Below are 17,245 nucleotides of genomic sequence, written 5' to 3' on the forward strand. Positions count from 1 at the left end.
GCCTGTGCGGAAAACAGGGTGATCGGCGCAAAAGCCTTTCATCCTGAGACAAACATCCCTATATTGGTCCTGTCTTCGGACTATGGCGATAAACGTACGTGTAATAAGCGGTTCGGACCCGGGGGCGGTACCCGGCGACTCCACCACAAGCAGGCTCAGGCACTCCTTGCCTGTTTCTGACGGGGTCGAAATAGGATCGACGGACGTCTAAAGACGATACTTTCGCCCGCATGAGCCCCGTCAGAAGCTCATATCAACATAGTTGCAAATGACAACTTTGCTGAAGGTGAACTGCTCGCAGCGTAGCTGTGCGTAGTATACCGAATTAACTCCTAGGGATTCAGCTCCCTAGGCGGGGCCCGGAGGCGCCTGGCAACAGAAGCCTCCACTTTCTCCTTCCAGTGCCGGCCTTCCCGCCTAGTCGCGGTAATCGAGCGGCGGGTCGCGGTCGCCCAGCAGCGACGTGTAGACATAGTTCTCGCCGCGCGCGGCCTCGAACTCTGCCCGCGCCGCCTCGCGCAGGTCGGCATTCTCGTACAGTTCGATGGCGGCCAGGGTCAGCGTCTTGGCCGCATTCTGTGCCCCCTTGAACCCGATCGACATGCCGCTGGCGGCGACGGCCTGCCAGCTGTGGGCGGCTGTGCCGGGAACCCATGTCGCCGTGCGCAGGCCGACTGTCGGCACGGCATAGGAGACATCGCCGACATCGGTCGAGCCATAGCCGAGCGACACGTCATAGGGCTGGACCTGCGTCTGGCTGCCGAGCGGCAGGCCGGGCTTGTCGAAGCTCTTGTAGATCTCCTCGGCGAAGGCTTCTTCCTCCGGCGTATAGGTCACGCCGCCAACTTCGCGCAGCTTCGCATCCATCATCTTTGCCAGCGTCTCGTTGACCAGCAGCGGGTTGTTGCCATGGATGACTTCCCAGTCGACCGTCGTGCCCGTGCCGAGCGCGGCGCCGCGGGCGGCGTCTTCCATGCGCGCCCAGATGTCCTCGACGCCCGCTGCGCTCGGATGGCGGGCATAATAGAACACTTCCGCAAAGTCCGGCACGACATTCGGGGCGATGCCGCCGGACGTGATGACATAGTGGATGCGTGCGTCCTGGGGAATGTGCTCGCGCATCATGTTGACCATCATGTCAAAGGCCTCGACGCCATCGAGGGCCGAGCGTCCGCGTTCCGGTGCAGCGGCGGCATGCGCCGAGACGCCGTGGAAGCGGAACTTGGCCGAGCGGTTGGCAAGCGACGTCGCGGCGGCCGCCGAGTTCTCGTCGTCGCCATGCCAATGGAGCGCGATGTCGACATCATCGAACAGGCCCTCGCGCACCATGTAGACCTTGCCGCTGCCACCTTCCTCGGCGGGCGTGCCGTAGAGGCGGATCGTTCCCGGCGTACCGGTCTGCTCCAGCCAGTCGCGGATGGCCAGTGCCGCGCCGACCGAGCCTGCGCCGAACAGGTTGTGGCCACAGGCATGGCCGGCATGCTTGCCTTCGATCGGCGAGCGGTCGGAGCTGGCATCCTGGTTGATGCCGGGCAGGGCGTCGAATTCGGCCAGCACCGCGATCACCGGGCCGCCATCACCATAGCTCGCCACGAACGCCGTCGGGATGCCGGCAACGCCCGCCTCCACCGTGAAGCCGGCATCGCTCAGTTTCGTCTGCAGCAGGCCGGACGACTTGTCTTCCTTGTAGCCGACCTCTGCCCAGTCCCAGATCTGTTTCGCCATCGCCGCCGTCTCGTCATAGCGTGCGTCGATACTGGCGAGCACCGCCTGGTCAGTCGGCGTCTGCGCATGGACGCAGGCGGACACGGCGAGGGCGGCAAGGCTGGTGGCAAGAAGGCGCATGGGGCAGGACTCCGAAGCAGGGGGATTCGTCTGCCCGGAGACTGCAACACCGCCACGGATGGCACAAGGCAGGGTGGAAAGCGGCGCTGGCCGCATCAGGCATCAGCGGCCGGGCGCAGTCAGAAGTTTCCGCGATAGTATTTGGACGCCGTGTCGCGGGACATGCAGGTACGGTAGGTGGAATTGCCCTGCCCATAGACGGTGCCGCAGACCGTGCCGCCTCCAGATTGGGTTGGTAGAGGCGGCGATTATACCGGGCCATGAGAATTAGCCATACGCTGTCTCAGGCAAATTTCTGACCGGCGAAGAGGCCAATCGCCTGACCTGGCAGCAGCTGACCGATTGGCGCGATATCGCAACCACGGCGTATTTCGACCAGTCCCATTTCATCCGGGAGTTCAAGCAATTCAACGGGCGAACCCCGAGCGAATTCATCAAGGGCGCGCACCTGCTCGTGCGCCTGACGCTGCAGGAGCGCCTGCAGATCGTTCACGACTCGCCCTTCAGCCTTGTCGGCTGATGTGTCAGCCGCGGCCCGTGGGAAGGCTTGCGTCCCGGCCTGGTTCGGGGCTCGTCAAAACGGCGATTTCGGCAGGGACAGCTGGAAGATGATGGCCAGGGCGCGGAGGGTGAAGGCGGCGGCGAGGCCGCCGATGAAGGCGGTGGTTTCGGCCAGGCCATAGGTGGCGAGCCCGAAATAAACCCCCGCGCCGAGCAGGGCAGCGGTGGCGTAGATGTCCTTCTTCAGCAGCAGCGGCTCCTCATTGGCGACAACGTCGCGCATCAGGCCGCCGGCGCTGGCGGTGAGGGCCCCCATGATCAGCACGACGGCCAGCCCGTGATCGAGGCTCATCGCCGTGGCTGCGCCGGTCACCGCGAACAGCGACATGCCAAACGCATCGGCCCAGCGCAGCGGGCGGAAGTTTTCCAGGAAGCGGTGAAACACGAACGCGGTCAGCCCGCCCGCGATGGCGAGCAGGAGGGTCGGCGTGTCGGACAGCCAGAACACGGGCTGGCCAAGGATCAGGTCGCGCAGCGTGCCGCCGCCAATTGCGGGCAGGAAGGCCAGCACGATGACGCCGAACAGGTCCATGTCCTTGCGCACGGCCACGATGCCGCCGGAAATCGCGAAGACGAACACGCCGACGCGGTCGAACAGGGTGAGGATGAGTTCGGCGGACATGGCGCCCCTTGCTGTGTTTGGTTATGCGACCTGCCTTAGCGGTCAGGTCACTTCACGGAAACCCTGTCCTGTTCCGTTTCCAGGCTGAGGATGTCTTCGGCCGCATCGCGGAACACGTCGGTCAGGATGGTCATGCGGTCGGCGATGTTGGAGGTGGGGCGCCAGATGAGCGCGATCTTGCGCCGGGCCGAGGGATGGTCGATGCGACGGATCATCAGGCCGGGGTCACGGCGGCGTTCGGTCAGGGCATAGAGACTGGGCAGCACGGCCACGCCCGCGCCCATCTCGGCCATCTGGCGCGCGGAATCGAGGCTGGAACCGTCATACTCGGCGCTGACATGCGCTTTGGCATCCCTGGCGATGGACTGGATCATCAGGTTCAGGCGGTGCCAATGGCCAAGGCTGAGCAGGGTGCGCCCTTTCAGGTCAGCCAGCTTGACGGGCCCCCGGGGATGGGCCAGCGGATTGTCGGAGGCCGTGCAGATCCACAGGTTCTCCTCGAACAGTGTTGCGGTCGCCATGCCCTCATGCGCATCGGGCACGGAGATGATGAAGTCGAACATGCCTTCGTTGAGGTGGCCGTAAAGATCGATTGTGCGCTCTTCACGGACATTGAAGCGCAGGTCAGGGAAGCGACCGTGCAGCTGGCGTGTCGCGTTGGGCAGCAGGTAGGGCCCGATCGTGGGCAGGACGCCGACGCGCATGCGCCCGGACAGGCCATCCGTGTCACGCCGGGCAACGGTCTTGAAGTCTTCCATGTCCTGCAGGATCAGGCGGGCGCGCCGCACGAGTTCCACCCCGATGGGGGTAAGCAGGGCGCCATGCCGGCCACGTTCGATGAGGGTTGCGCCGAGTTCCGTTTCCATCTCGGCAACCTGCGCCGACAGGCTGGGCTGGCTCACATTGACGCGCTTTGCAGCGTCACCGAACTTTCCCGTGTCGGCGATGGCGACGAGGTATTGCAGCTGGCGGAGCGTAGGCCTCATTCCATAGCCTTTAACTATCAATGTCAGACAAAATTTGGATTGGAACTATCTTATACGACGGCCCAACTCAAGCAGGAACACGCGGTTCACATCCAAACCGAAAGGAGGCCAATCGATGTATGCATTATCAGATATTCCGATTCTTATCCCCTCTGCTCCGGTGGTCATGCGGCGCACACGCCAGCTGGCGCGGATGACCCGTTTCGTTCCGCCGGAACGTCGCAAGGTACAGGCCTCGTGGCGGAGAGCTGGATGATGAATGAAGGCATATTCTCGCATCGCGGGCGGTTGCTTGATGAGCTTCGCCGCCGCGGCAACGAGATCGAATCCCAGATTTCCGAAGAGAGCCGCCGGGCCCGCCCAGACAAGCAATTGCTGCGGGCTCTCCTGGCCAAAAAGTTGGCTGTGAAGGACCTGATTACGCGCCGTTCGCGGCGCTGAACCTTCACGACCCCTGCCAGCCGGTCCAAGTGCGCCCCCCGCGTGGTGGCCCGGCTGGCAGAAATTTTTCCGCCACGTTTCAGATTGGACAGACATGACCGCCATGAATTTGCCCGGCGCGTACACACGCCCACCGGTCCACCTTATCGACAGCGAGTACGATGCGCTCAACGCGCTCGCCCAAGCGCTTGAATACAAGCACCCGCAGGTGTCGGCCCTGCTTCTGGCAGAGCTTGACCGCGCGCAGGTGCACGAGGCGGCCGACCTGCCGGAAGGCGTCGTCTCCATGAACGGTTGGGTCGAATTCATCGATGAACGCAGCGGGACACAGAGCAAGGTCCAGCTGGTCTATCCGCATCAGGCCGACATCGCCTTCGGGCGGATTTCGATCACCACGCCGGTGGGCGCATCACTGATCGGCCTGTCAGCGGGCGACGCGATCATGTGCCGCTATCATGACGGGCAACAACGCCTTCTGCGAATCGTCAGCGTTGAACGGTCGGGAGCCGAACAACGCGACGCCGCCGTGCGCTAGAAAGGGCGCCAATGGCCAGCCCTCACCCCACCCAGCGCCTCTCAGCGGGGGGTGAGGGCGTTGGCCTCAGGCCTGCGCTTCCAGCTTGTCCTGCGTCTTCGTATCGAAGTCGCTGGCGTCGTGGCGTTCGTGGAGTTGCGATTCCGGCTTGCCGAAGGTGCGGTTGACCATCTTGCCACGCTCGACGGCGGGGCGGGCACCGACCTGTTTCATCCAGCGGATGACGTTGGTGTATTCATGCACCTGCAGGAACTCGCCGGCATCATAGACCGCGCCGGTGACCAGCGCGCCATACCAGGGCCAGATTGCCATGTCGGCAATCGAGTATTCGTCGCCCGCCATGTAGTCATTTTCCGCGAGATGACGGTCGAGCACGTCGAGCTGGCGCTTCACTTCCATCGCATAGCGATTGATCGGGTATTCGTATTTCTCGGGCGCATAGGCATAGAAATGGCCGAAGCCGCCGCCGAGGAAGGGCGCGCTGCCCATCTGCCACATCAGCCAGGAAATCACTTCGGTGCGCTTGGCATGGTCGGTTGGCAGGAAGGCGCCGAACTTTTCCGCGAGATAGAGCAGCATCGAGCCGGATTCGAAGATGCGGGTCGGCGGATTGGTGGAATGGTCCATCAGGGCCGGGATCTTGGAGTTCGGGTTGACGGCGACAAAGCCGGAGCTGAATTGCGCGCCCTCGCCGATATTGATCAGCCAGGCGTCATATTCGGCGCCCTTGTGGCCGGCGGCCAGCAGCTCCTCAAACATGATCGTGACCTTCACACCGTTTGGTGTGCCCAGCGAGTAGAGCTGGAAGGGATGCTTGCCGACGGGCAATTCCTTGTCATGGGTCGGGCCGGCAATCGGGCGATTGATGGCTGCGAACCGGCCCCCGCTTTCCTTGTCCCATGTCCAGACTTTCGGCGGGGTGTAGGTTGGGTCCGTCATTTGCAATCTTCCTTACCTGTAGCGTGTCTCGGTCCGCTACATGTAGGGCCGCGCCATGAATATTGAACCGACAATATCGTGATCAGGCGTCCAGGCGCCTCAGCCGTTGCGGAATTCGGCCTATTCGATCGGCGGGACAGGCTGTGGCGGTGCATCCGGATCCAGTTCGTGCACTTCCAGGGTGCCGCGCCCGAGATGGCTGTGGCGGCGGCTGTACAGGAAGTAGACGAGAAGGCCGATCGACCCCCAGACCGGCAGCACCATCTTCGCGACGAATGGCAGGTTGAGGTACAGGCCCAGGCACCCCAGCGCGGCGATGGGCGCGATGATCCAGATCAGCGGCGTCCGGAAGGGGCGATGCCGTTCAGGGTCGGTCTTGCGCAGGATCATCACCGCCAGTGCGACCATGAAAAACGCAAACAGCGTGCCCGAGTTCGAGATGTCGGCGAGCTGGCCAACCGGAAAGAATGCGCCGGCGATGGCCACGCAGACACCGGTGAAGATCGTCATTTTCCAGGGCGTGCGGTATTTCGGGTGAACGTCCGCCATGCTTTCCGGCAGCAGGCCGTCGCGCGCCATCACGAAGAAGATGCGTGTCTGGCCGTAGATCATCATCAGGATCACCGAAGGAAGGGCGATCGAGGCTGCCAGGCCGACAAGGTTGCCGATCAGCGGGAAATTGATCCGCCGCAGCGTTTCGGCCAGTGCTTCCTTGGAGCAGACAATCGGGGCGACACCCTCCGCCGCCAGCGCCGCGCAGCGATTGGCAAATCCCACACCGTCCGGTGCCAGCACCATGCCGGCGGCATCCCGCACGGGTTGGGCCCCGACTGTTCCGACGACGCCTGCGGCAACCAGCAGGTAGAATATCGTACAGATCGCCAGCGACCCGATCAGGCCGATCGGAACGTTGCGTTGCGGATTCTTGGTCTCTTCCGCCGCCGTCGAGACAGCGTCAAAGCCGACATAGGCAAAGAAGATCGATGCCGCCGCACCAATCACCCCCAGTCCGTCATGACCGAGAATTCCGGTCGGCAGGAGCGGCGAGAAGTTTTCCCCCTTCAGAAGGGGCAGGCTGAGCGCGATGAACGCCGTCAGCGCAACGATCTTGATGGCCACCAGCACGGCATTCACCGTGGCGCTTTCACTCGTGCCCAGGACCAGCAGCCAGGTGACGGCGCCGGCCACGATGATGGCTGGCAGGTTGATGACGCCATGACTGAAATCCACCACCGGCATGAAGCCGTTCAGGCCCCAGGCCGGGCCGCTATTGAGGAATTCCGGTAATCCCAGCCCCGTCGTGCTGTGTATCAGGCCCATCACGTAGCCCGACCACCCGACGCAGACGGCCGAGGCGGCCACCGCATATTCAAGGATCAGCGCCCACCCGACCATCCAGGCCAGCAACTCGCCCATCACCGCGTAGGTATATGTGTAGGCCGATCCGGAAACCGGAACCATCGACGCCAGTTCGGAATAGCAGAGCGCCGCGACGGCGCACACGAACCCAGCAATCATGAAGGAAAACATCATCCCCGGCCCGGCCTTCTGCGCCGCGGCGGCCGTCAGCACGAAAATACCCGTGCCGATAATTGCGCCAATGCCCAGCATGGTCAGCTGGAAGGCGCCCAAGGAACGATGAAGTGATTTTTTCTCGGCCGTCGCCAAAATGGCGTCCAGCGATTTCACTCGGTCAAAGATCATGTCCGGAAATCTTTCTGGCCCCATGCCAATTCTGCGAGAATAGAAACATTCCGGAACGAGGCAAGCCAGATTTTTTGCGGGCCCCCGATCAGCAGCCGGGACGCCCTTGCGGCGGGCCCCAATCTCGCCGCTCGCAAATCCTGTGCGAACGCACTAGGGTCCCGCCTCCACCCCTTATCGGAGCCAGTTCATCATGCCCATCGTCAAGGCCAACGGCATCGACATCGCCTATGAAACGCACGGCCCGGACGACGGTCCGGTCGTCCTGCTCATCATGGGCCTGGGCGGGCAGTTGGCGATGTGGCCCGCCGCGTTCGTTGAGGACCTGGTCGGTGCAGGCTATCGCGTCGTGCGCTTTGACAATCGCGACATCGGCCTGTCGACCAAGTTCGAGGGCGAACGGACTCCGCCCATCGTGCCGCAAATGCTGCTGCGGCGCATCGGTGTGAAGCTGAAGACACCCTACCATGTGGCGGACATGGCCGACGACGCCGCCGCGCTGATGGAGGCGCTGGACATCGACTCGGCTCATGTCGTGGGCGTATCCATGGGCGGCATGATCGGCCAGTTCCTGGCCGCCAACCACCCGGCACGTGTCACCAGCTTCACCGCCATCATGTCATCGACGGGCAATCCGAAACTGCCGCGGCCCCAGCGCGAGGTGCTCAATGCCTTGCTCCGGCGCGGGCCGCCACCTGCAACGCGGGAGGATATCATCGACCAGACGGTGGCCGCCTTCACGGTCATCGGCACGCCCGGCGAGGACCAGAACACCAACGGGATGCGCGACATCATCGCGACCTGCGTTGACCGCGATCATACGCCGTCAGGCCGCGTTCGCCAGACGGCGGCCATCGTGGCGGCCGGTGACTTCCGGCATGTCACGCGCCGGGTCGCCGCGCCCACGATGGTTATCCACGGTTCGGCAGATCCGCTCGTCTCTCCGGAAGGCGGCCGCGACATTGCCCAGACCGTTCCGAACGCCCGCTTCGAGATCATTGACGGCATGGGCCACGACCTGCCGCCGCGCTTCCTGCCCCGCATCACCGAGCTGGTACTCGGGCACCTGGAACCCGCCTGAGACGGAAGACGCTGCCGGAAACGCCTACGCAGCCGCCGCAAAGGCGGCAATCGCTTCGGCGTTCACCTGGTTGTCCCTGGAATACATCTTGTGGAACTTGGCGACAAAGTTCCGTTGGCCATCAATGATCTTGATGTTGGTGAACAGGCCCGCCGAAGACGTCTTCACCTGCGCCCCGGCCAGTTCCTGACTGCTGAAACGCATCGCCTTCCTGACCGCCAGGTTCGTCATGCCCTTGATCTGCAGCACCGTCACGCCTGCCGCTGACTGGCCGATCAGGTAATGCTTCGTCATCACGACGACAACGATCAGGCCGGGCAGAATACCGGCCAGCATCAACAGCACAATCAGCAGGATATGCGGCTGCTTGATGCCATAGGCTGCGTGCGTGATCACCTCGCCGGCAGGTATGTGCGGCGTGAACGCGGTTTTCATCTCTGCGAGTGTCGGCTTGGCCATTTGTGTCGTCCCCTCTGGTTTGTCAGTCTAACCAGAGAGGCGCAGGAACCGCCGAATACGGATCAGAAGAGTTTAGCTGTACCGCGCCTCGACCTTCTCGCCGGCCGTCCCGCCGGCAACCGCTTTCACGCTCGCTTCAAGGTCGGCCAGGTAATCATCGACGACCTCGGCATGCTTGGGTGACAGCATCAGGTGCAGGCTCGGCGGCTCCTTGGTGACCGAGGTGAACCACCCGCGCCGGTAGATTTCGCCATAGATGGCAAAGGCATGATGGTCCGGGTGGCGGAAGGCCATCAGTCCCAGCATCGGATTGCCGAGCACCTCGAAACCGAGCCGCTTCACGCCTTCCTCCATCCGCTCGCGCGTGGCGCAGACGAGGCCCTGCTTTTCACGGTATCCATCGACGCCCAACGTGTTCATCACCGCCCAGGCCGCTGAAATGGCGCCGCCGGGGCGCGTGCCGGCCAGTGTCGGCGTCTTCATCGGTGCGCCAGACCAGCCGGCCATGTCGAACGGCATGTAATTGTAGAGGTCTTCGGACCGGAACAGCACGGTCGAGGCGCCCTTGGCGCAATAGCCGTACTTGTGCAGGTCGGCGCTCATCGAGTGGACCTGCGGCACTTCGAAATCGAAGGGCGGTACAGGCACGCCGTTCATCCGCGCGAAGGGGGCGAAATAGCCGCCGACGCAGGCGTCGACATGCAGCCAGACGTTCTTCTTCGCAGCGACATCCCCCAGGGCCGCAATGGGGTCGATGATGCCATGCGGGAAGTTCGGCGCAGAGCCGACCATCATGATGGTCGCTGCATCAACCGCCTCGCCCATCGCGTCCGGGTCGGCCTCGTACGAGCCGTCTTCCTTCAGTGGCACGCGGCGGATTTCGATATCCATCAGGTGCGCCGCCTTGTCGAAGGCGAGATGGGCCGACTGGGCCAGCACGATGTTGGCGCCCTCGCGCGGCTTGCCATTGGCGCGGGCATAATCGCGCGCCGTCTTGATCGCCATCGTGATCGAATCGGTGCCGCCGGACGTCATCGCCCCGGTCGCGCCCTCCGGCCCGTGCAGCAGGGACAGCCCCATGCCGATGACTTCCTTTTCCATCTTGGCCAGCGACGGGAAGGCGAGGGGCCCCAGGCCGTTCTCTGCCATGTAGAGACCATAGGCCTCGTGCTGGACCCTGGAGATGTCCGCGCCGGCATTGAAGACGTAGACGGCCGTGCGGCCGTCGCGCCAGGCGGCATCGCCTCCGCCGCGCGCCACCATCTCGGCCCGCAGGTCTTCCCAGTCGCGTCCATGCGCCGGCATTTCCATCATATGTCTCCCTTCGGCATCACTCCGGATTTTCCCGCAAGCCTATACACACGATTGCGTGAAGGCCAGCGCCAGGTATCCCACCTGCCTGCTGCTTGAGCGACTGCAGAAGGCGCAGCGGCAACATCACCCGGGAGGCGACAAGGCGAGGTGTAAAATAATCCTCGCCTGCTATGCGAAGCCCGTTGCGGCAGCCAAGCACGAGGCATAGTGTACGCGAAGATAACCAACAGCAGTTTCGAGGGGCAGGCGAGCCACATGACGGACTATATCGGATATGATGCGCTGACCCAGGCCGCGATGCGCGGTGTCGTGCGTGAGGCGCTGAAGCGGGCCCTGGCCAATGGCGGCCTCCCCGGCGACCACCATTTCTACCTGACTTTCCGCACCAAGGCACCCGGCGTCAAAGTGGCCGATTACCTGACCGAGCGCTTCCCCGAAGACATGACGATCGTCATCCAGCACCAGTTCTGGGACCTGGAAGTGGGCGAGGGGCATTTCGAGATCATCCTGAAATTCTCCGGCGTGCCACAGCACCTGTTCGTGCCCTATGCGGCGATCACGCGATTCGTCGATCCGTCAGTGAATTTCGGCCTGACGTTCGAGAGCCCGACCAAGGACGAGGCCGTCATCGCTCCGGCAGCGGATTTCTCCGAAGGCCAGCAAGGCCAGGCAGCGAACGCCGAAGGCACGGTGGTGAACCTCGACGCCTTCCGGCGCAAATAGGCCGCCGGACACTTGGCCGAGACTGAAAAACCCCGCATCAGCGATGCTGACATGCTGGCCCGTTTCCAGGGCTCGAAGAAGCGGCCGCCCTGTTCGGACACGCTCGGCATGACGCTCACCGAAGTCGAGCAGGACGCGATGCGCATCCGCATGGATTTCGACGTGCCGGGTATGTTTGCCAACCCGACCGGCGCCGTGCAGGGCGGTTTCATTTCCGCCATGCTGGACGAGGCGATGAGCACCTGCGTCATCATCGCCTCCAACGTGACAATGACTGCGCCAACGCTGGAAATGAAAACCAGTTTCCTGCGCCGCCTGATGCCGGGTAAGGCCCATGTCGAGGCGCGCATCCTGCGGCTCGGCAAGTCGGCGGCCTTCATGGAAGCCGACTGTTTCGGGCCTGACGGCGAACTCGTCGCAAAGGCGACCGCCACGGCCATCCCGATGCCGTTCAAGCGGCTCGGCTGACGCAAGGGTATCAGCGCAAATTTCGCTGGCCTGTGGTATTCTCCGGAAAACAGGGATTCCGGGAGGAACCAGATGGCAGACGACCAGAGCGCGGTGCCCGTGCCGCAGGGCATCATCGAAGTCACGGCATTCATGCCCGATGCCCGCAATGATCCGCACCCCAAGCTGAAGGCCCTGCGCGAGGAATGCCCCGTCATGCGTGATGACCTGGCCAAGGCGTGGTTCCTCACGCGCTACGGCGACATCCGCGAAACGGTCAACGACCGCACTTTTGTGCGCCATCCGCTGAGAGCGGAGGACGGCTCGATTTCCCGCCAGCTGGTCGACGATGAGGAAAATCCGCGCCGCACGAGCATCCTGTTCCTGGACGAGCCGGACCATTCCCGTGTCCGGCCGCCACTGGCCAGGGCGTTCTACACCCGCATCCAGAAGATGAAGCCGCAGATCGAAGCCATCATCGACGACACGATCAATGCCGCACCTGCCTCGGGACTCTTTGACCTGATGGCAGAGATCGCCGTGCCCATTCCGGTCCTCGTCATCGCCCGCATCCTTGGTGTCGACGAGCACCGCCTGCCGGAATTCCGCCAATGGTCGGAAGACGTGATCCTCGGCCTCAATCCCGTCCGCACCGCAGAGGAAACCGCCCGCATGGAATCCGGCTCGATTGCGCTGGATGGCTATTTCAACGAACTGATGGCGGCCCGCCGCACCACCCCGGGCGACGACCTGATCACCGACATGGTGCAGCTGCAGGCGAGAGGCGATGCGCCGTTGACGGACGATGAGATCGTCATCAATCTCGGCGCCCTTCTGGTCGGTGGCAACCTCACAACGACTGACCTTATCGGCAATGGCGTCTGGCTGTTCCTGAAGCACCCCGACCAGCTCGCCGCGCTGAAGGCTGATCCCGGCCTCGCCTCACAGGCCGTCGAGGAAGTGCTGCGCTACGAGGCGCCGGTCTCGGCCACGTCTCGCATCCTGGAACATGACCGCGATGTGGCCGGGTGTCCGATGAAGCAGCGCCAGGTCGTGTTCTGCTCGCTCGCCGCGGCCAACCGAGACCCGGAGACGTTCGCGGCGCCGGAAGCCTTCGACATCACGCAGAAACGCGCCAGCCACATCGCCTTCGGTGGCGGCCCGCACATCTGCATCGGCGCGCCGCTCGCCCGCATCGAGGCCCGCCGCGTCTACCTGAAACTGTTCGAACGCTATCCGGGCCTCGCCCTGCCGGAGCAGGACTTCACCTGGCGCGCGTTGCCCTTCTTCCGGGGACTCGAAACACTGATGGTGGAAGCCTAGAGCCGGGCCGTGTCACTCCATCGCTGCGGCGCTCAGCCAGATGCCCTCGCGTTCGCCGACCCGCCGTTCGACCAGCAGGCGGGCGACCTGGTGGTCGTCCTCGAACACGTTCCCCGTCAGTGAATCGAGCAGGGCCTTGGCCAGGTTGTCGAGGTCCATCCACGGTGCCTCGCCGGTATATTCCATCACGATGTGAACGCTGTAATCGCCAAAGCCGGGGCGCAGGGGCGGGAAGTCCTTGCGGAAGAATTCCTTGAGCAGGCCCTTGTAATATTTCGTCTGGGTAGTCAGGCCGTGGCAGCGCACTTCCAGTGCACCCGTATCGGTGATGCGGGCGCGGACCTTTCCGGCCGTGATCCAGGTGTCACTCAATGCCGCGTCATCCCGCGCGCGGCCATACGTGCCTCGATGGCGTCCTTGGACACTTTCAGGCCAAGGCCGGTCGCCTCTCGCAACAGCCTGATCGCGGCAATCTTCCGGCGCGCGTCGATCTCGGCGTCGATCTCGATCCATTTCGAAGCGGTAACGCGCTTGACCGCCTCGGCGATCTCCGCGTCTGTTGGCGGGGTAGGGGACAGCGAATTGCGTCCGCTGCCCCGGAACATGAACCCGAGCGCGAAGGCCAAGGCGAGGGCAAACAGGACAGTCGGGTCAGACAGCTTTTCCATCATGCCGGCATGTTAGGGTGCGTCGCCCGGTTTGGCATCCGATTTCGCAGAGGCTGACAACTGGCTGGACAGGTCTGCGGGGGCAACCCGCCGGACGAATTCCACCACGTCCTGGAAATCGACGCTGATCTGGCCCTTGGCGATGACGATGTCCATCCACGCGAACACCCGCCCCGTACTGGCACCCAGCACGAGATCCGGCGCCGGGCTGACCCGCAGCGACCGGGAACGCCCTTTCGTGTCGAGGCGCAGGGCGACGACATCGTCCCATGACAGCAATTGCTCGCGCCCGCCCATGCGCACCAGGATGCCCTGTGCGTCAATCACCATTTCCGGTACCGGCGACAGCATGCGCTGGACCCGCCAGTAGATCAGCGCCAGCAGGCCGACCAGCCCCATGCCGAGGCAGGCCTTCAGGAACCCGCCGACCAGCAGGGTCTGCTCGGCGTCCTTTTCATAGCTGACCAGCAACTCGCCGAAGTCGCGGGCGCCGACGCGGGCGAGCACCACCAGCCCGGTGAGGACCGCCGTGCCCAGCACGAAAAGGATCACCCCGTCGGCGTAACGCTTTTTGCGGATCTCGAGACGTTCGTTCATCAGTCTGGCCACCTTGCCCAACGCGGCCTGCATGCTAAACCGCGCCCAGCAACAATCCAGCGAATTTCACGGAGCCCGCATCATGGCCAAGACCCCCACCCGTACTGAAACCGACACAATGGGGCCGGTCGAGGTCGCCTCTGACCGTTACTGGGGGGCACAGGCCGAGCGCAGCCTCGGCAATTTCAAGATCGGCTGGGAAAAGCAGCCGGAGCCGATCATCCGCGCCCTCGGCATCGTCAAGAAAGCCGCCGCTGAGGCCAATATGGACCTCGGCAAGCTCGACAAGGCCCTCGGCAAGACCATCATCGCGGCGGCCGAGGAAGTGATCGACGGCAAGCTGGATGACCATTTCCCGCTCGTCGTCTGGCAGACGGGCTCGGGCACGCAGTCCAACATGAACGCCAATGAGGTGATCTCGAACCGTGCCATCGAGATGCTTGGCGGCGAGATGGGCTCGAAGAAGCCCGTCCACCCGAACGACCATGTCAACATGAGCCAGTCGTCGAACGACTGCTTCCCGACCGCCATGCACATCGCCGCCGCCGAGGAAGTGACGCATCGCCTGCTGCCCGCTCTGAAGCACCTGCACGCTGCGCTCGACACCAAGGCCAAGGCCTGGGCCGACATCATCAAGATCGGCCGCACGCACACGCAGGACGCAACGCCGGTGACGCTCGGCCAGGAATTTTCCGGCTATGCCCAGCAGGTCGAGAACGGTATCGCGCGGATCGAATCCACGCTGCCCATGCTGATGCAACTGGCCCAGGGCGGCACGGCCGTCGGCACCGGCCTCGCCTCGCCGGTCGGCTTTGCCGACAAGGTGGCCGAAAAGATCGCTGCCATCACGGGCCTCAAGTTCACCTCGGCGCCGAACAAGTTCGAAGCCCTCGCCGCGCATGACGCGATGGTGTTCACGCATGGCGCCATCAACACCGTGGCGATGAGCTGCTTCAAGATCGCCAATGATATCCGCTTCCTCGGCTCCGGCCCGCGCTCCGGCCTCGGCGAGCTGGCCCTGCCGGAAAACGAACCCGGTTCGTCCATCATGCCCGGCAAGGTCAACCCGACCCAGTGTGAGGCACTGACCCAGGTCTGCGCGCATATCCACGGCAACAATGCCGCCATCGGCTTTGCCGGCAGCCAGGGCCATTTCGAGCTCAACGTGTTCAACCCGATGATGGCCTACAATTTCCTCCAGTCGACGCGCCTCCTCGCCGACGCCGCAGTCAGCTTCACCGACAATTGCGTTGTCGGCATCGAGCCGCGCCTCGAGAACATCGAGAAGGGCCTGAAGAACTCGCTGATGCTGGTGACGCCGCTGAAGGAAAAATTCGGCTACGACCGCGCCGCCAAGATCGCCAAGACCGCCCACAAGAACGGCACGACCCTGCGCGAGGAAGCGATCAAGGACGGCATCCCGGCCGAAGACTTCGACATGATCGTCGACCCGAGCAAGATGATCTCGCCGGGGTGATCCCGGACCAAGGATGGAAACATGGCCGATACCGATCGCCTGGCGCGCCAAGTCGCGGACCTGATGGCGCGCGAAGCCATTCGCGATTGCCTGTTTCGCTATTGCCGGGGCATCGACCGCGCCGATGAAGCGATGCTGCGCTCCGCCTACTGGCCCGATGGTACGGACCATCACGGCCCATAGCAGGGCAGTGCAAGCGGGTTCGTTGACTGGGCCATGAAAGTGCTGCCGCATATCGAGCGCGGGATTCACCAGATTCACAACATCCTGATCGAATTCCGCGACGATGGCGCTGCCGTCGAGAGCTATTTCACGGCGTTCCAGCGCCAGCCCACCCAAAGTGGCGAGGTGGAGCAGGTCGACATGAAGGGGCGTTATCTCGACTGGTTCGTGCGGCGGGACGACGAGTGGCGCATCCTGAATCGCGTGGTGGTTTTTGATTGGGTAGAGAACATGCCCTTGCCCCCGGGCACCGAAGCCGAACGGTTTGGCAACAAGACACCCATTGGCGCTCCCTGTCCGAACGATCCCGTCTATACCGTGTTCTAGACGGATTTTTCTTGCTGTTGCGTGGCCGCTCCCGCACTAATAATGCCAAGATAGAAGCAGGAGATATTTCGTGAGCATGGATTTCAGCAATTTGTTTTCGGTGGCCGGCAAGACGGTCGTCATCACGGGCGGGTCGCGCGGCATCGGCGAGATGATCGCGGCGGGATTCCTGTCCAGCGGTGCGAAGGTCATCATCTCGTCGCGCAAGGCGAAGGCCTGCGAGGAAACGGTTGAACGCCTGAAGGCCCAGTATGGCGGCGAAATCTACGCCATTCCGTCGGACGTTTCCAATATGGACGGTGTCAACCATCTCGCCGGCGAAATCGCCAAGCGGGAAGACAAGGTCGACGTCCTGATCAACAATGCCGGCGTGGCCTGGGGGGCGACCCTGGAAGACTTCCCGGAAGTTGGCTGGGACAAGGTGATGGACGTCAACGTCAAGGGCCTGTTCTTCCTTACACAGAAGCTGATGCCGCTGTTGCGCAAGTCCGCCAGCGCCGCTGATCCCGCCCGCGTCATCAACATCGCCTCGATTGACGGCATGCACACATCGCCGATGAGCGGTTTTGCCTATGGCACGTCGAAGGCCGCCGTGATCCATCTGACGCGCTTCATGGGCGCACACCTCGCCGGCGAGCATATCCTGGTCAACGCCATCGCGCCGGGGCCATTCCCGACCTGGATGCTGTCGACCGGTGTTGGCTTCAAGGGCGAGACCGACGGTGTCGACTGGCAGTCGATCGGCGACCGTAACCCGTCCGGCCGTGTCGGCGCGCCGAGCGACATTGCCGGCCTCTCCATCTTCCTGTCCTCGAAGGCGGCGGCCTACATCACCGGCCACACGATTCCGTGCGATGGCGGTATCGTCGCATCGAGCTGAATCTGAGGGATGTCCGGCAAACGACCTGCCGGACATCATTCATGTCTGCAGGAAAGGCTGACGGCGCGCACGCGACGCACTATTGTCGCGCCAG

Annotated in this window: 19 protein-coding genes, 1 other RNA gene and 1 pseudogene; 11 read left to right on the forward strand and 10 right to left on the reverse strand. The window is 63.4% G+C overall.

Annotation, left to right across the window (positions count from 1 at the left end; genetic code table 11):
- Positions 1–32 precede the first annotated feature (32 nt).
- Positions 33–390: a transfer-messenger RNA gene (gene ssrA, locus HJO_RS18155) on the forward strand.
- Positions 391–417: 27 nt separating this feature from the next.
- On the opposite strand, the gene HJO_RS07720 is transcribed toward ssrA, so the two are convergent.
- A complete protein-coding gene (locus tag HJO_RS07720) occupies positions 418–1,845 on the reverse strand; it encodes an amidohydrolase (protein ID WP_035615720.1) in 1,428 nt (475 codons plus the stop codon).
- 388 nt (positions 1,846–2,233) lie between these two features.
- On the opposite strand from HJO_RS07720, the gene HJO_RS18935 reads away from it, so the two are divergent.
- On the forward strand, positions 2,234–2,365 hold the full coding sequence (locus HJO_RS18935; RefSeq protein WP_422120072.1) for a hypothetical protein: 132 nt from the start codon (positions 2,234–2,236) through the stop codon (positions 2,363–2,365).
- A 54-nt stretch (positions 2,366–2,419) separates the two neighbouring features.
- Here HJO_RS18935 and HJO_RS07730 read toward each other — a convergent pair whose 3' ends face one another.
- Complete coding sequence (locus tag HJO_RS07730) at positions 2,420–3,028, reverse strand: trimeric intracellular cation channel family protein (protein WP_035615726.1); 609 nt, start codon at positions 3,026–3,028, stop codon at positions 2,420–2,422.
- Between the two features lie 47 nt (positions 3,029–3,075).
- Entirely contained in the window at positions 3,076–4,014 is a 939-nt protein-coding gene (locus HJO_RS07735) for a LysR substrate-binding domain-containing protein (RefSeq protein ID WP_035615728.1), read from the reverse strand.
- A 252-nt stretch (positions 4,015–4,266) separates the two neighbouring features.
- Between HJO_RS07735 and HJO_RS07740 the strand changes: the two genes are divergently transcribed.
- Together HJO_RS07740 and rnk are read left to right on the forward strand one after the other, a co-directional pair.
- Complete coding sequence (locus HJO_RS07740; protein ID WP_156945493.1) at positions 4,267–4,455, forward strand: hypothetical protein; 189 nt, start codon at positions 4,267–4,269, stop codon at positions 4,453–4,455.
- Between the two features lie 94 nt (positions 4,456–4,549).
- Complete coding sequence (rnk, locus tag HJO_RS07745; RefSeq protein ID WP_206741827.1) at positions 4,550–4,990, forward strand: nucleoside diphosphate kinase regulator; 441 nt, start codon at positions 4,550–4,552, stop codon at positions 4,988–4,990.
- Between the two features lie 66 nt (positions 4,991–5,056).
- Here rnk and yghU read toward each other — a convergent pair whose 3' ends face one another.
- Complete coding sequence (gene yghU, locus HJO_RS07750) at positions 5,057–5,929, reverse strand: glutathione-dependent disulfide-bond oxidoreductase (RefSeq protein WP_035615733.1); 873 nt, start codon at positions 5,927–5,929, stop codon at positions 5,057–5,059.
- A gap of 120 nt (positions 5,930–6,049) precedes the next feature.
- On the reverse strand, positions 6,050–7,633 hold the full coding sequence (locus HJO_RS07755) for an amino acid permease (protein ID WP_035615737.1): 1,584 nt from the start codon (positions 7,631–7,633) through the stop codon (positions 6,050–6,052).
- A 193-nt stretch (positions 7,634–7,826) separates the two neighbouring features.
- On the opposite strand from HJO_RS07755, the gene HJO_RS07760 reads away from it, so the two are divergent.
- Positions 7,827–8,714 carry an alpha/beta fold hydrolase gene (locus tag HJO_RS07760; RefSeq protein ID WP_035615739.1) on the forward strand — a complete coding sequence of 296 codons (888 nt, stop codon included), beginning with the start codon at positions 7,827–7,829 and terminating at the stop codon, positions 8,712–8,714.
- Positions 8,715–8,738: 24 nt separating this feature from the next.
- Here HJO_RS07760 and HJO_RS07765 read toward each other — a convergent pair whose 3' ends face one another.
- Entirely contained in the window at positions 8,739–9,173 is a 435-nt protein-coding gene (locus tag HJO_RS07765) for a hypothetical protein (protein WP_035615741.1), read from the reverse strand.
- Positions 9,174–9,245: 72 nt separating this feature from the next.
- Positions 9,246–10,487 carry a pyridoxal phosphate-dependent decarboxylase family protein gene (locus HJO_RS07770; protein ID WP_035615743.1) on the reverse strand — a complete coding sequence of 414 codons (1,242 nt, stop codon included), beginning with the start codon at positions 10,485–10,487 and terminating at the stop codon, positions 9,246–9,248.
- Positions 10,488–10,742: 255 nt separating this feature from the next.
- Here HJO_RS07770 and HJO_RS07775 point away from each other — a divergent pair, with 255 nt between their 5' ends.
- The 3 genes from HJO_RS07775 (at position 10,743) to HJO_RS07785 (ending at position 12,980) form a co-directional block, all read left to right on the forward strand.
- Entirely contained in the window at positions 10,743–11,210 is a 468-nt protein-coding gene (locus HJO_RS07775; protein ID WP_035616130.1) for an SspB family protein, read from the forward strand.
- A gap of 12 nt (positions 11,211–11,222) precedes the next feature.
- Positions 11,223–11,678, forward strand: coding sequence for a PaaI family thioesterase (locus HJO_RS07780; RefSeq protein ID WP_035615745.1), 456 nt, complete (start codon positions 11,223–11,225; stop codon positions 11,676–11,678).
- A 72-nt stretch (positions 11,679–11,750) separates the two neighbouring features.
- Complete coding sequence (locus HJO_RS07785; protein ID WP_035615747.1) at positions 11,751–12,980, forward strand: cytochrome P450; 1,230 nt, start codon at positions 11,751–11,753, stop codon at positions 12,978–12,980.
- Between the two features lie 12 nt (positions 12,981–12,992).
- Here the strand turns inward: HJO_RS07785 and HJO_RS07790 are convergent, their stop codons facing one another.
- The 3 genes from HJO_RS07790 to HJO_RS07800 are packed head-to-tail and all read right to left on the reverse strand — an operon-like array spanning position 12,993 to position 14,245.
- The gene (locus tag HJO_RS07790) at positions 12,993–13,352 is read right to left on the reverse strand and encodes a RusA family crossover junction endodeoxyribonuclease (RefSeq protein ID WP_035615749.1); all 360 of its coding nucleotides are present in this window, start codon (positions 13,350–13,352) and stop codon (positions 12,993–12,995) included.
- Positions 13,349–13,651: a hypothetical protein gene (locus tag HJO_RS18675; protein ID WP_035615752.1), complete on the reverse strand. Its 303-nt coding sequence runs from the start codon at positions 13,649–13,651 to the stop codon at positions 13,349–13,351. Before HJO_RS18675 ends, HJO_RS07790 begins: the two co-directional genes overlap by 4 nt.
- Positions 13,652–13,660: 9 nt before the next feature.
- Positions 13,661–14,245 carry a PH domain-containing protein gene (locus HJO_RS07800; RefSeq protein ID WP_162173799.1) on the reverse strand — a complete coding sequence of 195 codons (585 nt, stop codon included), beginning with the start codon at positions 14,243–14,245 and terminating at the stop codon, positions 13,661–13,663.
- An 82-nt stretch (positions 14,246–14,327) separates the two neighbouring features.
- Here HJO_RS07800 and fumC point away from each other — a divergent pair, with 82 nt between their 5' ends.
- The 3 genes and pseudogenes from fumC (at position 14,328) to HJO_RS07815 (ending at position 17,151) form a co-directional block, all read left to right on the forward strand.
- Positions 14,328–15,722: a class II fumarate hydratase gene (gene fumC, locus HJO_RS07805; protein ID WP_035615756.1), complete on the forward strand. Its 1,395-nt coding sequence runs from the start codon at positions 14,328–14,330 to the stop codon at positions 15,720–15,722.
- A gap of 21 nt (positions 15,723–15,743) precedes the next feature.
- Positions 15,744–16,271, forward strand: a pseudogene (locus tag HJO_RS18635) (nuclear transport factor 2 family protein).
- A gap of 76 nt (positions 16,272–16,347) precedes the next feature.
- Positions 16,348–17,151: an SDR family oxidoreductase gene (locus tag HJO_RS07815; protein WP_035615758.1), complete on the forward strand. Its 804-nt coding sequence runs from the start codon at positions 16,348–16,350 to the stop codon at positions 17,149–17,151.
- Positions 17,152–17,245 lie beyond the last annotated feature (94 nt).

The sequence above is a fragment of the Hyphomonas johnsonii MHS-2 genome (assembly GCF_000685275.1).
Taxonomy (GTDB): Bacteria; Pseudomonadota; Alphaproteobacteria; order Caulobacterales; family Hyphomonadaceae; genus Hyphomonas; species Hyphomonas johnsonii.

Bases quoted from the DNA above. Each gene is read 5' to 3' on its own strand.
- fumC (WP_035615756.1), top strand. From the start codon at position 14,328: ATGGCCAAGACCCCCACCCGTACTGAAACCGACACAATGGGGCCGGTC.
- HJO_RS18675 (WP_035615752.1), bottom strand. From the start codon at position 13,651: ATGATGGAAAAGCTGTCTGACCCGACTGTCCTGTTTGCCCTCGCCTTG.
- rnk (WP_206741827.1), top strand. From the start codon at position 4,550: ATGACCGCCATGAATTTGCCCGGCGCGTACACACGCCCACCGGTCCAC.
- HJO_RS07775 (WP_035616130.1), top strand. From the start codon at position 10,743: ATGACGGACTATATCGGATATGATGCGCTGACCCAGGCCGCGATGCGC.
- HJO_RS07765 (WP_035615741.1), bottom strand. From the start codon at position 9,173: ATGGCCAAGCCGACACTCGCAGAGATGAAAACCGCGTTCACGCCGCAC.
- HJO_RS07770 (WP_035615743.1), bottom strand. From the start codon at position 10,487: ATGATGGAAATGCCGGCGCATGGACGCGACTGGGAAGACCTGCGGGCC.
- yghU (WP_035615733.1), bottom strand. From the start codon at position 5,929: ATGACGGACCCAACCTACACCCCGCCGAAAGTCTGGACATGGGACAAG.
- HJO_RS07740 (WP_156945493.1), top strand. From the start codon at position 4,267: ATGATGAATGAAGGCATATTCTCGCATCGCGGGCGGTTGCTTGATGAG.
- HJO_RS07785 (WP_035615747.1), top strand. From the start codon at position 11,751: ATGGCAGACGACCAGAGCGCGGTGCCCGTGCCGCAGGGCATCATCGAA.
- HJO_RS07760 (WP_035615739.1), top strand. From the start codon at position 7,827: ATGCCCATCGTCAAGGCCAACGGCATCGACATCGCCTATGAAACGCAC.
- HJO_RS07800 (WP_162173799.1), bottom strand. From the start codon at position 14,245: ATGAACGAACGTCTCGAGATCCGCAAAAAGCGTTACGCCGACGGGGTG.
- HJO_RS07815 (WP_035615758.1), top strand. From the start codon at position 16,348: ATGGATTTCAGCAATTTGTTTTCGGTGGCCGGCAAGACGGTCGTCATC.
- HJO_RS07755 (WP_035615737.1), bottom strand. From the start codon at position 7,633: ATGATCTTTGACCGAGTGAAATCGCTGGACGCCATTTTGGCGACGGCC.
- HJO_RS07735 (WP_035615728.1), bottom strand. From the start codon at position 4,014: ATGAGGCCTACGCTCCGCCAGCTGCAATACCTCGTCGCCATCGCCGAC.
- HJO_RS07720 (WP_035615720.1), bottom strand. From the start codon at position 1,845: ATGCGCCTTCTTGCCACCAGCCTTGCCGCCCTCGCCGTGTCCGCCTGC.
- HJO_RS07730 (WP_035615726.1), bottom strand. From the start codon at position 3,028: ATGTCCGCCGAACTCATCCTCACCCTGTTCGACCGCGTCGGCGTGTTC.